The 13,966-nt window shown below is 67.5% G+C and carries 12 protein-coding genes; 6 read left to right on the top strand and 6 right to left on the bottom strand.

Annotated features, from left to right (window positions below; genetic code table 11):
- The first annotated feature begins 77 nt into the window (after positions 1–77).
- Positions 78–1,016, top strand: coding sequence for a hypothetical protein (locus tag AB4Y68_RS13145; RefSeq protein WP_441456204.1), 939 nt, complete (start codon positions 78–80; stop codon positions 1,014–1,016).
- Between the two features lie 63 nt (positions 1,017–1,079).
- Positions 1,080–1,964 (top strand): hypothetical protein, encoded by an 885-nt coding sequence (locus AB4Y68_RS13140; protein ID WP_441456203.1) that lies wholly within the window; start codon positions 1,080–1,082, stop codon positions 1,962–1,964.
- 32 nt (positions 1,965–1,996) lie between these two features.
- Here the strand turns inward: AB4Y68_RS13140 and uvrA are convergent, their stop codons facing one another.
- Together uvrA and AB4Y68_RS13130 are read right to left on the bottom strand one after the other, a co-directional pair.
- A complete protein-coding gene (gene uvrA, locus AB4Y68_RS13135) occupies positions 1,997–4,939 on the bottom strand; it encodes an excinuclease ABC subunit UvrA (protein WP_441456202.1) in 2,943 nt (980 codons plus the stop codon).
- 111 nt (positions 4,940–5,050) lie between these two features.
- Positions 5,051–5,575 (bottom strand): group III truncated hemoglobin, encoded by a 525-nt coding sequence (locus AB4Y68_RS13130; RefSeq protein ID WP_441456201.1) that lies wholly within the window; start codon positions 5,573–5,575, stop codon positions 5,051–5,053.
- Positions 5,576–5,814: 239 nt separating this feature from the next.
- Here AB4Y68_RS13130 and AB4Y68_RS13125 point away from each other — a divergent pair, with 239 nt between their 5' ends.
- The gene (locus AB4Y68_RS13125) at positions 5,815–7,407 is read left to right on the top strand and encodes an ABC-F family ATP-binding cassette domain-containing protein (protein WP_441456200.1); all 1,593 of its coding nucleotides are present in this window, start codon (positions 5,815–5,817) and stop codon (positions 7,405–7,407) included.
- A 313-nt stretch (positions 7,408–7,720) separates the two neighbouring features.
- Here the strand turns inward: AB4Y68_RS13125 and AB4Y68_RS13120 are convergent, their stop codons facing one another.
- The 4 genes from AB4Y68_RS13120 to AB4Y68_RS13105 all read right to left on the bottom strand — a co-directional run bounded on the left by AB4Y68_RS13120 (position 7,721) and on the right by AB4Y68_RS13105 (position 11,234).
- Positions 7,721–9,310 (bottom strand): EAL domain-containing protein, encoded by a 1,590-nt coding sequence (locus tag AB4Y68_RS13120; RefSeq protein WP_441456199.1) that lies wholly within the window; start codon positions 9,308–9,310, stop codon positions 7,721–7,723.
- A 63-nt stretch (positions 9,311–9,373) separates the two neighbouring features.
- Positions 9,374–9,814, bottom strand: a complete 441-nt coding sequence (locus AB4Y68_RS13115) for a flagellar basal-body protein FlbY (RefSeq protein WP_441456198.1) — start codon at positions 9,812–9,814, stop codon at positions 9,374–9,376.
- Positions 9,811–10,116: a rod-binding protein gene (locus AB4Y68_RS13110; protein WP_441456197.1), complete on the bottom strand. Its 306-nt coding sequence runs from the start codon at positions 10,114–10,116 to the stop codon at positions 9,811–9,813. The genes AB4Y68_RS13115 and AB4Y68_RS13110 overlap by 4 nt, the downstream gene beginning before the upstream one ends.
- On the bottom strand, positions 10,116–11,234 hold the full coding sequence (locus tag AB4Y68_RS13105) for a flagellar basal body P-ring protein FlgI (protein WP_441456196.1): 1,119 nt from the start codon (positions 11,232–11,234) through the stop codon (positions 10,116–10,118). Before AB4Y68_RS13105 ends, AB4Y68_RS13110 begins: the two co-directional genes overlap by 1 nt.
- Before the next feature lie 181 nt (positions 11,235–11,415).
- Between AB4Y68_RS13105 and AB4Y68_RS13100 the strand changes: the two genes are divergently transcribed.
- The 3 genes from AB4Y68_RS13100 (at position 11,416) to gltX (ending at position 13,892) form a co-directional block, all read left to right on the top strand.
- Positions 11,416–11,841 carry a flagellar assembly protein FliX gene (locus AB4Y68_RS13100; RefSeq protein WP_441456195.1) on the top strand — a complete coding sequence of 142 codons (426 nt, stop codon included), beginning with the start codon at positions 11,416–11,418 and terminating at the stop codon, positions 11,839–11,841.
- 187 nt (positions 11,842–12,028) lie between these two features.
- Positions 12,029–12,463 carry an RNA polymerase-binding protein DksA gene (gene dksA / locus AB4Y68_RS13095; protein ID WP_441456243.1) on the top strand — a complete coding sequence of 145 codons (435 nt, stop codon included), beginning with the start codon at positions 12,029–12,031 and terminating at the stop codon, positions 12,461–12,463.
- A gap of 94 nt (positions 12,464–12,557) precedes the next feature.
- A complete protein-coding gene (gene gltX, locus AB4Y68_RS13090) occupies positions 12,558–13,892 on the top strand; it encodes a glutamate--tRNA ligase (RefSeq protein WP_441456194.1) in 1,335 nt (444 codons plus the stop codon).
- Positions 13,893–13,966: the final 74 nt, after the last annotated feature.

Below are 13,966 nucleotides of genomic sequence, written 5' to 3'. Positions count from 1 at the left end.
TCATGCGCACCAAGGGTGCGGCGGGGTGGCGCGTGCTATATGGTCTGGCTTAAGACGGCGGTTCGGAGGGACCAGTCATGACCACGGCGTTTTCAATCGGCGAGGCCCTGGGCTCCGGCTTCAGGCTGACACGGCGCCAGCCGCTGCGGGTCTGGGCGTGGGGCGTGGTGCTGGCCGCCCCGTCGCTGATGTTCGGCGCCCTGATGCTGCGGCTGTTCGGCGCGATCTCCGTGGAAGAACTGGCGGCGGAGGAGCCGCCCGCCACGCTGATCGCCCAGATGGTGCAGTTTCAGGCGTGGTCGGGCCTGGCCAACGTCCTGCAGGCCCTGATCTGGGTGGTCGTGGCGGCAGCGATTTTCCGAGCCGTGCTGTTTCCCGAAAGAAGCGTTCGTTTCGCCGGTTTGAAGGTCGGCATGGACGAAGTGCGCATAGCCGTCGTCGGCCTGGGCATGATCGTCGCCTTCTACGCCGCCGCCATTGTCGTGGGGCTGATCGCCTTCGCGGTCGGCGCTGCGCTGTGGTTCGTGTCGGAAGTGGCGGCGGTGACGCTGGGACTGTTGGTGGCCGTGGTGGCGGGGCTGGCCATATGGGGCGTGATGCTGCGGGCGTCGCTGATCATGCCGGCCAGCGTGGCGCTGGGCGATTTCGCCTTTGTGCCGGGCTGGAAGCTGACCAAGGGACAGGTGCTGAGGTTGCTGGGAATGAGTCTGGCGATCATCGTGGTCGTGATCGCGATCGAGTTGGCACTGCTGATGGCGGCCGCCGTCGTTCTGTTCCTGGCGGCGGGCGTCAATGTCTTCAGTCTGGCCGCGATGCTGGAGCAGGGGCCGCCGCCCGACATCGATTGGGGCGCTCTCGTCGGTTGGGGGCTGGCGGCCTTCGTGCCCCTGTCGTGGCTGCAGGGATTTCTGATAACGGTCATGGTCGCCCCCTATGCCGAGGCCTGCCGTTGGCTGTTGGCGCAGGGGCCGCAGGACGAACCGGGCCCGGTTGCGCTAGAGCCAAATCGGTCCTGACGTACGCAGCCAGTCAGAATCCAGAAAATGCTCTAGGCTGACCGGGAATCGAGGACGATCCGCATGACTTTTCCTGCCACCAATTGCGCTTTTGAGGGCTTCCGGATGACCCGGCGCGCGCCACAGGCCCTGCTGGCCTGGGCGCTGGCCTACGCGGTCTTCTTCGTCCTGTTCTTCCTGGTCGCCGGGCCGCATCTGGTGACGATGATGTCGCTGATGAAAGAACTCGAAGGGAAGGCCAATCCCTCCATCGAGGAAATGCAGCCGTTGATGCAGGCCTACGGCGTCATGTTCGCCTGGGGCGTGCCCCTGGCCATCCTGCTCGGGGCGGTGCTGAACACCGCCATCGCCCGCTCGGTGATCCGACCCGAGGACAAGCGGTTCGGCTATCTCCGGGTGGGCAAGGATGAACTGCGGGTCCTGGCCGTCAATGTGATCGTGGCCTTGATCACCGGTCTGACCGCCATGGCGGCGTTCATGGTGGTCAGCGTGGCCGCTGGCCTCGCCATGACCGTCCCCGCTCTTTGGCTGGTGGTGATTTTGTTGTCCCTGGCCGCCGTGGCGCTGATCGTCTGGCTGTCAGTGCGGCTCAGCCTGGCCGTGCCGATCACCTTCGCCGAGCGGCGGATTGCGGTGAAGGAGTCCTTCGCCCTGACGCGTGGCGTTTTCTGGCCGATCCTGGGCATGGGCATCATCGCCTGGATCATGGCGGTGCTGGTCGCCGTGCTGGGCTCGGCCGTGGCGGCGCCGCTCAGTCTGCTGGTCGGCGGCATGGACCGTCTGGCGGGTCTTGAGGGCGCCGGCATCGCGGAAATGCTGCGCGTGGCCGGGCCGGCGCTGGCCGTGTCGCTGGTGGTCAACGCCATCCTGTCGGCGGCGCAGATCGCCATCATGTACGCGCCGTTCTCGGCCGCCTACCTGCACCTTAAGGACGCGCCCCGCGTTTGACGGCCCGCGTCTTAGACGCCTGACCGATCCGGTCAGGCGTTCTTGCGGACGCGGGCCGGTTTGGCGGGCGCTTTCGCGGCCTCGGGCAGGGCGGCGACGCGCGCCTTGCGACGCTCCTCGTGGCGATCCAGCACTTCCTTCAGATATTTGCCGGTCCAGCTGGCGGCGTTGTCCGCCACCTGTTCAGGCGTGCCGACAGCCACGATCTCGCCCCCGCCGTCGCCGCCCTCGGGACCGAAGTCCAGCAGGTAGTCGGCGACCTTGATGACATCCAGATTGTGCTCGATCACGACGATGGTGTTGCCGCTCTCGACCAGTTCCTGAAGCACCTCCAGCAGCTTGCGCGTGTCCTCGAAATGCAGGCCGGTCGTCGGCTCATCGAGGATGTAGAGGGTCTTGCCGGTAGCTCGTTTGGACAGTTCCTTGGACAGCTTTACGCGCTGCGCCTCGCCGCCCGACAGGGTGGTGGCGGACTGGCCGACCTTGACATAGCCGAGGCCGACGCGGGCCAGGGTCAGCATCTTGTCGCGGATCGGCGGCACGGCCTTGAAGAAGGACGCCGCTTCTTCAACCGTCATATCCAGAACGTCGGATATGCTCTTGCCCTTGAAGACAATTTCCAGGGTTTCGCGGTTGTAGCGTTTGCCCTTGCAGACGTCGCAGGTGACATAGACGTCGGGCAGGAAGTGCATCTCGATCTTGATCAGGCCGTCGCCCTGACAGGCCTCGCAGCGGCCGCCCTTGACGTTGAAGCTGAACCGGCCGGGACCATAGCCGCGCGCCTTGGACTCCGGCAGGCCTGCATACCAGTCGCGGATCGGGCCAAAGGCGCCGGTATAGGTGGCGGGGTTTGAACGCGGGGTGCGACCGATAGGCGACTGGTCGATGTCGATGACCTTGTCGAACAACTCCAGCCCTTCGATCCGGTCGAAGTTGGCGGGGGCGTCCGAGGCGTTGTGCAGGCGGCGCGCGGCGGCCTTGTACAGGGTCTCGATGGTGAAGGTGGACTTGCCGCCGCCGGACACGCCGGTGACGCAGGTGAACAGACCGACGGGGATCTCGCCGGTGACGTTCTTCAGGTTGTTGCCGGTGGCGCCGCTGATCTTCAGCATCCGCTTGCGGTCGACGGGACGGCGGCCCTCGGGCGGCAGTTCGATCTCGCGCGCGCCAGTCAGGTACTGGCCGGTCAGGGAGTTGGGGTTGGCCATGACCTCGGCGGGCGTGCCTTGGGCGCAGATCTCGCCGCCGTGGACGCCGGCGGCGGGGCCCATGTCGATGACATAGTCGGCGGTCATGATCGCCTCCTCGTCATGCTCGACCACTAGGACCGAGTTGCCGAGATCGCGCAGGCCCCTGAGGCTTTCCAGCAGACGGGTGTTGTCGCGCTGGTGCAGGCCGATGGAGGGTTCGTCCAGCACATAGAGGACGCCGGTCAGGCCCGAGCCGATCTGCGACGCCAGGCGGATGCGCTGGCTCTCACCGCCCGACAGGGTGCCGGAGCTGCGCGACAGGCTGAGGTAGTCCAGGCCGACATTGTTCAGGAAGCGCAGCCGGTCGGTGATCTCCTTGAGGATGCGCCGGCCGATTTCCTTCTGCTTGTCGGTCAGGTGCTCTTCCAGCGTCGAGAACCACAGATAGGCCTTGGAGATGGACAGCCAACTGACGTCGGCGATGTCGGCCCCGCCGATCTTGACGGCCAGGGCCTCGGGTTTCAGCCGCTTGCCGCCGCAGACTTCGCACGGGGTTTCGGACTGATAGCGGCCCAGTTCCTCGCGGACCCAGGCGCTGTCGGTCTCGCGCCAGCGGCGTTCCAGGTTGGGCAGCACGCCTTCAAAGGCTTTGGAGACCTCGTATTTACGGGCGTTGTCGTCATAGACGAACTTGATCTTCTCGCCGCCCGAGCCTTGCAAGATGACCTTCTGGGCCTGTTCCGGCAGGTCGCGCCAGGCCTTGTCCATCGAGAAGTCGTAGTGCTGGGCCAGCGACTGCAGGGTCTGGGTGTAGAGCGGCGAGGGGCCGCGCGCCCAGGGGGCGACGGCGCCCTTGTGCAGGGTCTTGTCGCGGTCCGGGATGACCAGATCGGCGTCGAAGGCCAGCTTGACCCCCAGGCCGTCGCAGGTCGGGCAGGCGCCGAAGGGGTTGTTGAACGAGAACAGCCGGGGCTCGATCTCGCTGATGGTGAAGCCCGAAACGGGGCAGGCGAATTTCTCGGAGAAGACGATCTTGCGCGGGGTTTCGCCTTCGGGCGCATTGGCCCACTCAGCGGTGGCGATGCCGTCGGCCAGGTTCAGCGCCGTCTGGATGCTGTCGGCGTAGCGTGGCTCAAGACCTTCTTTGGTAACAATGCGATCCACGACAATGTCGATGTCGTGCTTGAACTTCTTGTCGAGCGTCGGCGCGTCCTCGATGGCGTAGAATTCGCCGTCGATCTTCAGCCGCTGGAAGCCGTTGCGCTGCCACTCGGCCATCTCTTTCTTGTACTCGCCCTTGCGGCCGCGAACGACCGGGGCCAGCAGCAGGAGGCGCTCGCCGTCGGGCAGGGCGGTCAGCTTGTCGACCATCTGGCTGACGGTCTGGCTCTCGATCGGCAGGCCGGTGGCGGGCGAATAGGGGACGCCGACGCGCGCCCAGAGCAGGCGCATGTAGTCGTGGATTTCCGTGACCGTGCCAACGGTCGAGCGCGGATTCTTCGACGTCGTCTTCTGTTCGATGGAGATGGCCGGGGACAGGCCCTCGATCAGGTCCACGTCCGGCTTGCCCATCAGTTCCAGGAACTGACGCGCATAGGCGCTGAGCGACTCGACATAGCGGCGCTGGCCCTCGGCGTAGATGGTGTCGAACGCCAGCGAGGATTTGCCCGACCCCGACAGCCCGGTCATTACGACCAGCTTCTCACGCGGGATATCGACGTCGACGCCCTTGAGATTGTGCTCGCGAGCGCCGCGAACGCGGATGAAGTTGTGCTTTTCGGTCATGGGCCCGGAAACGGTAAGCGGGAACGCGGGAGGCCCCAAAACGGTCGGGGCGACGACGCTATATGGGGATCAATTCGCCCGAAACAGCAAGAACAATATGAGAACTTACGTTCAGGATTCGGGCGTCCAGGCGGGTTCGGGACGGCGGTAGCGCTCGCCGGGGCCGACCAGGACGCCGTTGGCGTTGGCGACGCCCAGTTCCAGGCTTTGGGCGATCTGGCGGGCGCGGCTGATGAAATGGTCGGCGGCGACGGGCGGGCAGAGGTCGCGGGCGGTCGCCTCGAAGAGTTCAAGCCAGCGGTCGAAGTGGCGGGCGTCGATAGGAAGGGGCAGGTGTTTCGGCATGGGCCGACCCTGATAGATGCCGGTGGACAGGGCGACCGAGGACCAGAAGAGCTTCATCTGTTCGAGGTGCGGGCCCCAGTCGTCGATCCGGTCGGCGAAGATCGGGCCGATGAAGTCGTCGTCGCGGACGCGGGCGTAGAAGCCTTCGACGAGGGCGTCGATCAGGGCCTCGTCGATGCCGGTCTCGGCGCGGATGCGGTCCACGGCTTCGGCGCGGCGGGCGGCGGCCTCGGCGCGGTCGGGGGCGGGCTTGTCGATGCGGAAGGCGATGGTTCGGTCAGGCGCGGTCATGGGGCCAAGATAGGCGTTCGGCGCCGCAACGCAAAAGCGGGACCGGAGAATTGGGGTTGCGCTGCGAAAGATCAGCACCCATCCTTCCTCCAGCCAACGTATTTGACGAGGAGGCACGACGATCATGATCAGCGCTTTGGAAATCGGTTTCGCCCTTTCCGCTCCGCTGCTGGTGCTCGCCCTTGTCCTCGCTCAACCCAAGCCACAACCCGTCCGCATCCGCGCCAAGGCTACCTATCGTGACGCTCAACAGCGTCGCGGCCCGCACGCCTGACGGAAACCCCCTATTCGATAATCTGAGCCTCGCCTTCGGGCGCGAGCGCACGGCCGTCGTGGGCCGCAACGGGGTGGGCAAGACCACGCTGCTGCGGCTTGTCGCCGGCTTGGCCGCGCCCGCAGAGGGGACGGTGGCCCGCGCCGGGACGGTCGGCTGGCTGGCCCAGACCTATGAGCCGGCGCCCGGTGAGACCGTGGCTGACACCTTGGGCGTGGCGGGGGCGCTGGCCTTGCTGGCGCGGGTGCTGGCCGGGGACGGCTCGGTCGAGGATATGGCCGAAGCGGACTGGACGCTGGAGGCGCGGCTGGATGAGGCCTTGGCCCAGGTCGGCTTGGCCGGGCTGGCGTTGGATCGGCCCACGGCGAGCCTGAGCGGCGGCGAACAGACGCGGCTGCAGCTGGCGGGGCTGATGCTGGCGGCGCCCGACTTGATCGTGCTGGACGAGCCGACCAACCATCTGGACGCCGAGGCGCGGGCCTTGGTCGCGGATGTCGTGGGGCGCTGGCCGGGCGGGGTGCTGACGGTCAGTCATGACCGGGCGCTGTTGCGGCGCATGGACCGGATCGTGGAGCTGTCGAGCCTGGGCGCGCGGGTCTATGGCGGCGGCTGGGACCTCTATGTCGAGCGGCGGGATTCTGAGCGGGCAGCGGCGGAGCGCGATCTGGAGAGCGCCGAGCGCGAGGTCGGACGCGTCGCGCGCGAGGCGCAGACGGCGCTGGAGAAGAAGGCGAAGCGCGACAAGGCGGGGCGGGCGCACCGGGCGGGGACGTCCGATCCCAAGATCCTGCTGGACGCCAAGGCCCAGCGGGCCGAGGAAACCGGGGCGCGCGAAGGGCGGCTGGCTGAACGTCGCCGCGCCGAGGTCGAGGCGCAACTGGTTGAGGCGCGCGAGCGGGTGGAACGGGCGCGGTTGCTGTCGGTGCCCATGCCCACGACGGGGCTGGCGGCGGGCAAGGCCGTGCTGGCGCTGGACGGGGTGGAATGGGCCACGACTGAGGGCCAGGGGATCGTCGGGCCGCTGTCGCTGCGTCTGACCGGGCCGGAACGGGTGGCGATCACGGGGCCGAACGGGGCGGGCAAGACGACGCTGCTGAAGCTGATCTCGGGCCAGTTGGCGCCGACGGCGGGGCGGATCGAACGGCCTGTGACGGCGGCGCTGCTGGATCAGGCGGCGGCGATCCTGAAGCTCGACGAGACCCTGATCGAGGCCTGGCGGCGGCTGAACCCGGAAGGGACGCCGAACGAGGCCCATGCGGCGCTGGCGCGGTTCCTGTTCAGGAATACGGCGGCGCACCGGACGGTCGGGACGCTGTCAGGCGGTGAGCGACTGAGGGCGGCGCTGGCCTGTGTGATGACCGGAGCGCGGCCGCCGCAACTGCTGATCCTGGATGAGCCGACCAATCATCTGGACCTGGATTCCATCGCCGCGATCGAGGCGGCGCTGAAGGCCTACGACGGGGCGCTGGTGGTGGTCAGCCACGACCGGGACTTTCTGGGTAATGTGGGGGTGGGCTGGGAGGTTCGGCTGGAGCGGGCCGATTGCACGGTGCGGTGAAAAAAACAGTGCAATTGGTGCAATGCGCGGACTTCAGGGGGGCTAGATTGATCCCGTTGATCCCGGCGGACGCCGGGACCCAGTGAGATCGCCGAGCGCCGCACTTTCCGTTGATCCCGGCGGCTGGAAGCCAAAGCGCTGGATCCCGGCGTCCGCCGGGATGAGCGGAGTGTGAGGGGCGGTTCGCTATAATCGACGTGTCAAAGACCGTCCCTAGTGTGGCGCACGGCGTGACCAAGGCGAGCGAAACGTTTCGAGGCGTTCGCAATCCCTGGAATTCATTGGGATCGGCGCGTCGGATTTGGATGGAAAGTCAGCCCCAGGCCTCGACCACGCCCTGACGGCGGGCGCGGGGGGCGGCGGGGGCCACGGTGACGGGTTCGGCTTCGGGGCGGCCAAACAGCCAGCCCTGGCCATAGCCGACGCCCAGGGCCTGGACCGCCCCGGCGGCGTCCTCGGTCTCGATCATCTCGGCGATCGTGGTCAGGTTCAGCGAGCCGCACAGGTCGACCAGATGGCCGATCAGGGTGCGGGTCCGGGCGTCGCTGTCGATGCCGCGCACGAAGGCGCCGTCGATCTTCACCGCGTCGACCGACAGGCCGCGCAGATAGTCGAAGGCGGCGGAGCCGGCGCCGAAATCGTCGATGCAGACCTTGATCCCCGCGTCGCGCAGCGCGCCCAGGCGACGGTTGGCGCCGGCGATATCGGCCAGAGCAGCAGTTTCGGTCACTTCCAACATCAGGCGGCGGCGGTTGTCGGGTTCGGACGCCGTCATCCGCAGCAGGGCCGCGACATAGGCGTCATTGGCCAGCGAGGCGCCGGAGACATTGATGGCGACCTTGAGCAGTCCCGAGCCGGGTTGGCGAAGGCGGTGGACGATCTTTTCGGCCACGGCCAGGTCGAAGCCTTCGATCAGGGCCAGTTCCTCGGCCATGCGGATGGCCGGGGCAGGGCCGCCGGCCTGACCGAACCGCGCCAGAGCCTCGAAATGATGAACGGCCCGCGTCTTCAGGTCGACGATGGGCTGATAGAAGAGGGCGAACTCCTTGTCGCGGACGATGCCGCGGAACCGGTCTGCGTCCTTCAGCGTGCGCGACAGCGAGTCGGCGAAGCTGAGTTCCGGCTGGGCGGCGTCGTCCTTGAGGCAGCCCTCGATGGCGAAGCGCATGGCGCGCAGGGCGCACAGGGCGTCGGATCCAACGGCGACTTCGCTGGACCGTGAGGTCAGGTCCAGGCCTTCGGCCAGTCCGGCTTCGCGGACTTCGGCCTGGAGGTCGCGGCCGTCGCCGGCTTCCTTGACGAGGGCATAGCGATTGCCGGTCAGACGCCCCGCGCTGACCCCGTCATGGGACGCCAGTTGCAGCCGGGCGCCGAGGCGGACGGCGACGCGCTCATTGGCGGCGTCATTGGCGGCGGTCAGGCCCTGAACCTCGATGAAGGCGAGGGCCAGCCGTTGCAGAGCCGCGCCGGTCTGGTCGCTCAGACTCTTACGGGCGTGCTCCATGAAGCCCGCCGCGTCCGCGATTTCCGCTGCGCCGAGCGCAGCGCTCATTTCAAACGCGGCGCCGGCATAGGTGAGGGCGCAGGACACGGCCGGGGCCAGTTCGGGCAGCATGAAGGCGCGGAACACGGCCCGACGGACGCGCCCGTCGCCGCAATCCACCAGCACCTCGAGCGCGTCGCAGCGGCCGCCGGCGCTCAGGGCGCGGGTCGCCTCGGCGACCGCCGGGCGGCTGGCGACGGCGAGCCGGTCGGCCAGCGGCTGGCCGATCCAGGCGGTCGAGGCCTGGCCCGCTATGGGTCCGGCGCCGAGGGCGAAGGTGATCTGACCATCCTTGTCGATCTCGACCAGGGCGTCGGCGGCGGCGAACGCCATTCCAAGAAGACGGGATTTCAGGCTCATGGCCTGTCCTTGCGGCCAAGGCCGTTAAGAAAACGCGGATCGTCCGAAGATTTTTCGAGCCGATCAGGCCTTTCGGTTCAAGGCCACGGCGCGGCCGTCGCCCTCGGTGGCGCGGCCGGAGGACCCGTAGCCGACGCCCTGGGCGCGGGCGCCGGCGACCTCGGCGGCGATGGTGCGGACCAGCCCCTCGGACACCTGACGGGCGGCGTCGACGGTCAGGGCGTGGTCGGCCAGGACGAGTTCGAACGCCTGGGTCGCCTCGATTAGGGCATTGCGGTCGGCGGCGGGGATGACGGACAGGAAGGCGGGCGCGGCCTTGGCCTGGGCCGACTCGCGGCGATAGAGGTTGGCCAGTTCCTGCGTCTCGGCCATGCCCGCGGCGACGTCCTGGGGGCGATGGGCGCGGAAGGCGTCGCGCTCGGCGCCGAGGCGTTCGGTCAGCGCCTGGGTCAGGTTGATCAGTTGGCGCGCGCGGAGAGTGGAGGTTTCGACGTCGGCGGTCACGCGGCTTGTTCCTGCATCTTCAGCATCTGGGAGACGACGCTGTCGGCCAGACCGACGCCGCCGGCCTTGACGGTCTGCTTGGCCATGGCGTCGATCAGGAAGCTGCGCCACGTCGCTTCGCCTTCGCCGCCGCCGAACGGGCCGTCGGTCTGCAGGCCCTCGAACATCGGCTTGAGCATCTGCGACAGGAAGCTGGCCTCGAAGGCCTCGGCGGTTTCGCGCATCTGCTCGGGCGACTGGCCGCTCCTGGCGGGCGCGGCGGTCGGGCGCAGCAGGTCGGGGGAGACGGAGAGGGCGTCCATTACATCACCTCGATATCGGCCTGCAGGGCGCCGGCGGTCTTGATGGCCTGGAGGATGCTGATCATGTCGCGCGGGCTGACGCCGAGGGCGTTCAGGCCGTTGACCAGGGTGGACAGGGAGGTCCCGCCGTTGACGATCCGCATCTGGCGGCCGGTTTCTTCATCGACGCTGACGTTCGACTGGGGGACCACCACGGTCTGACCGCCGCGGCTGAAGGGCTCGGGCTGGCTGACCATCGGGTTTTCCTGAACCGAGACGGTCAGATTGCCCTGGGCGATGGCGACGGTGGAGACGCGAACGGCCTCGCCCATGACGATGACGCCGTTGACCTCGTCGATGATGACCTTGGCCGGGGCGTCGACGCGGACCGGCAGGTTCTCGACCCGGCTGATGAAGCCCGCCATGCCGAGGTTCTGGGGCGAGCGGACGGCGACGACGGTGCCGTTCTCGGCCAGGGCGCTGTTGGGATAGGACTGATTGATCGCGGCGGCGACGCGCTGGGCCGTGGTGAAGTCCGGGTTGCGCAGCGTCAGGCGCACGACGGGCATGGCCGACAGGTCGAAGCCGGTCTCGCGCTCGACCACGCCGCCCGAGGCGATGCGGCCGGCGGTCGGCACCCCGCGCGTGACCGAGGAGCCGGAGCCGCCCGAGGCCGAGACGGCGCCGGTCTGGACCGAACCTTGAGCCACCGCATAGATTTCGCCGTCCGCGCCCTGAAGCGAAGTGACCAGCAGGGTGCCGCCCAGCAGGCTCTTGGCGTCGCCCATGGCCGAGACGCTGACGTCCAGGCGCGAGCCCGGCGTGGCGAAGGGCGGCAGATCGGCGGTGATCATGACCGCCGCGACGTTCTTGGTGTTCAGGTTGGCGCCGCGGATGTTGACGCCCTGGCGTTCCATCATCCCCTCCAGCGACTGGCGGGTGAAGGGCGAGTTGCGCAGGCTGTCGCCCGTGCCGTTCAGGCCGACCACAAGGCCGTAACCGACCAGTTGGTTGGTGCGGACGCCCTCGATGGAGACGATGTCCTTGATTCGCGACTGGGCCTCGGCCGCCGTCGTCGCCGCGGCCAGAATCAGCGCGGCGGAAGCGGAGGCGAGGAGGGCGGTGAGCAACTTCTGCATACGAAAGACGTCCCGTTGAGGCGTTCGCGATTAACCATGCGAAGTTCGTGCCGCCTGAAAAGATGCGTAAATTCAATGCGTGGCTCGTGGGCGCCGATCACCTGGCGGCAGAATCTGCCGGGGCGTTAACCAAGCGGTGACGCTCCTGACCGATGGTCGGGATTGATCGGGAGCATTGATCATGAAGGTCACCGGCCCCTCAGGCCCTACATCGACGCAAGGCCAGCGCCCCGCACGCGCGGCGGGCGGTTTCAGCCTGCCGGCCGGCGGCGCGGCCTCTGGACCGGCCTCGGCCAACGCGACCTCGTCCGCATCCAGCGTCGCCGGGGTGTCCGCCCTGATGGCGTTGCAGGGGGTGGAGGACGCGACCGAGCGCCGCCGCCGGGCGATTCGACGCGGAGGCGGGCTGCTGGACCGGCTGGACGAGCTGAAATTGGCCCTGCTGAACGGCCAGGACGGCGCGGCGGCCCTGGAACGATTGGCGCGCACCTTGCGCGAAGAGCGGCCGGAGGACGCCGATCCGGGCCTGAAAGGCGTGCTGGATCAGATCGACCTGCGTGCCGCCGTGGAAATGGCCAAGGCGGAAACTGCCCGCGCGGCGGTCTAGAAGCCGCGAGAAACGCAATCGAAATCCCGGTTTCGACCGTCAGGTGAGGACAATTTGCCACACTGACGCGGCGTTAATGAAGCTTAACGATATCACGGACTCGCGAACGCCATTGCCGCGACTCTCGCGCTTGCCTATACGGCCCATGCGCCGCAGGGGGGCGCAGACATATTTGAGCGTGAGTGCGATGAACGCATTAGCGTCTGTGATCGAGGGGGAGTCGGTCGTGTACCGGCCCACCGACGACGAGCCGTTTATGAATGAGCGGCAATTGGCCTATTTCAAGGCCAAGCTTCTGGCGTGGAAGGATGAGATCCTTCGCGAGTCCAAGGGCACCGTGGTCAATCTGAAAGCCGAAACCGAGAACCATCCTGATCTGGTGGACCGGGCCTCGTCGGAATCCGACCGGGCGCTGGAGCTCCGGACCCGCGACCGGCAACGCAAGCTGATCTCCAAGATCGACGATGCGCTGCGCCGGATCGAGGACGGTTCCTACGGCTATTGCGAGGACACCGGGGAACCGATCGGCCTGGGCCGGCTGGAAGCGCGGCCGACGGCGACCCTGTCGGTTGAGGCCCAGGAGCGGCACGAGCGCCGCGAACGGGTCCATCGCGACGACTGATCGCGCCGGATCGCTTCGGATTGGGCGGATCGGCTTGACTTGAGCGGGCGGCGGCGCGACCAAGCCGCCTTCCTATCGAGGTCGTTGATCCCCCATGTCCGTCAAGGTTCGTTTCGCTCCGTCGCCCACGGGTAAGCTGCACGTCGGCAATGTCCGCACGGCTCTGGTCAACTGGCTGTTCGCCAAGGGGCAGGGCGGCTCGTTCGTTCTGCGCATCGACGATACGGATCTGGCCCGTTCCACCCAGGAGTTCGAGGACGGCATCGAGACCGACCTGACCTGGCTGGGTCTGGTCTGGGACGAGCGCTACAACCAGTCCAAGCGGTTCGACCGCTATGAGGAAGCCGCCGCACGCCTGAAGGCGTCGGGCCGACTGTATCCTTGCTATGAAACCTCTGACGAGCTGGATCGCCGCCGCAAGGTGCAGTTGTCGCGCGGCCTGCCGCCGATCTATGACCGCGCCGCGCTGGAACTGACCGAGGCCGAGAAGGCTGCTTACGAAGCCGAGGGCCGTCGTCCGCACTGGCGCTTCAAGCTGGAAGGCAAGCGCGTCGCCTGGGAAGACCTGGCGCGTGGTCACGCCGAGGTGGACACCGCCTCTATGTCGGACCCGGTGCTGGTCCGCGAGGACGGCCTGTTCCTCTATACGCTGCCGTCGGTCGTCGACGACATCGACATGGACATCACCCACATCATCCGGGGCGAGGACCACGTCACCAACACCGGCGCGCAGATCGAGATCTTCGAAGCGCTGGACGCCAAGGTTCCCGGTTTCGCCCACATGCCGCTGCTGGTCGGCGCCGACGGCGCGGCCCTGTCCAAGCGCCTGGGCTCGCTTTCGATCAGCGACATGCGCGATCAGGGCTATGAGCCGATCGCCATCACCAGCCACCTGGGCAAGATCGGCACCTCGGACAATCTGGAGATCGCGGCTTCGGTCGAGGCTCTGGGTCAGTCCTTCGCCTTCTCCAAGATGGGCCGTTCGCCGGCGCGCTATGACACGGCCGACCTGGACCGTCTGAACGCCCAGGCCCTGCACGGTCTGACCTATGCCGAGGCCCAGCCGCGTCTGGCGGCGCTGGGCGTCGATCTGGGTGAAGGCTTCTGGGAGGCCGTGAAGCCGAACCTGCACAAGTTCGCCGACGTCGCTGACATGGCGAAGATCGTCACCGGCCCGGTCACGCCGGTGATCGAGGACGCCGCCTTCGCCGCCGCGGCGCTGGAGGTCCTGCCCGAGGTCATCGACGCCAACGCCTGGTCGGCGTGGACGGCGGCGGTGAAGGAAAAGACCGGCGCCAAGGGCAAGGGCCTGTTCATGCCCTTGCGGCTGGCGCTGACCGGACAGGCGCACGGACCGGACATGGCGGCCATGGCCCCCCTGATCGGGCGCGAGGCCATCGTGCGACGCTTGAAGGGCGATGCGGGCTAACCCAAGCCTCAGTCGGATACAAAAAAGGCCGCCTTCCTGCGAAGGCGGCCTTTTCGTTTTCAGCGCGGAGGCTG

Origin of the sequence: Brevundimonas sp. 2YAF1 (assembly GCF_052114745.1) — a bacterium.
GTDB lineage: Bacteria > Pseudomonadota > Alphaproteobacteria > Caulobacterales > Caulobacteraceae > Brevundimonas.
The sequence above is the reverse complement of the archived record's forward strand: the minus strand, read 5'-3'. Positions and strand labels throughout refer to the sequence as shown.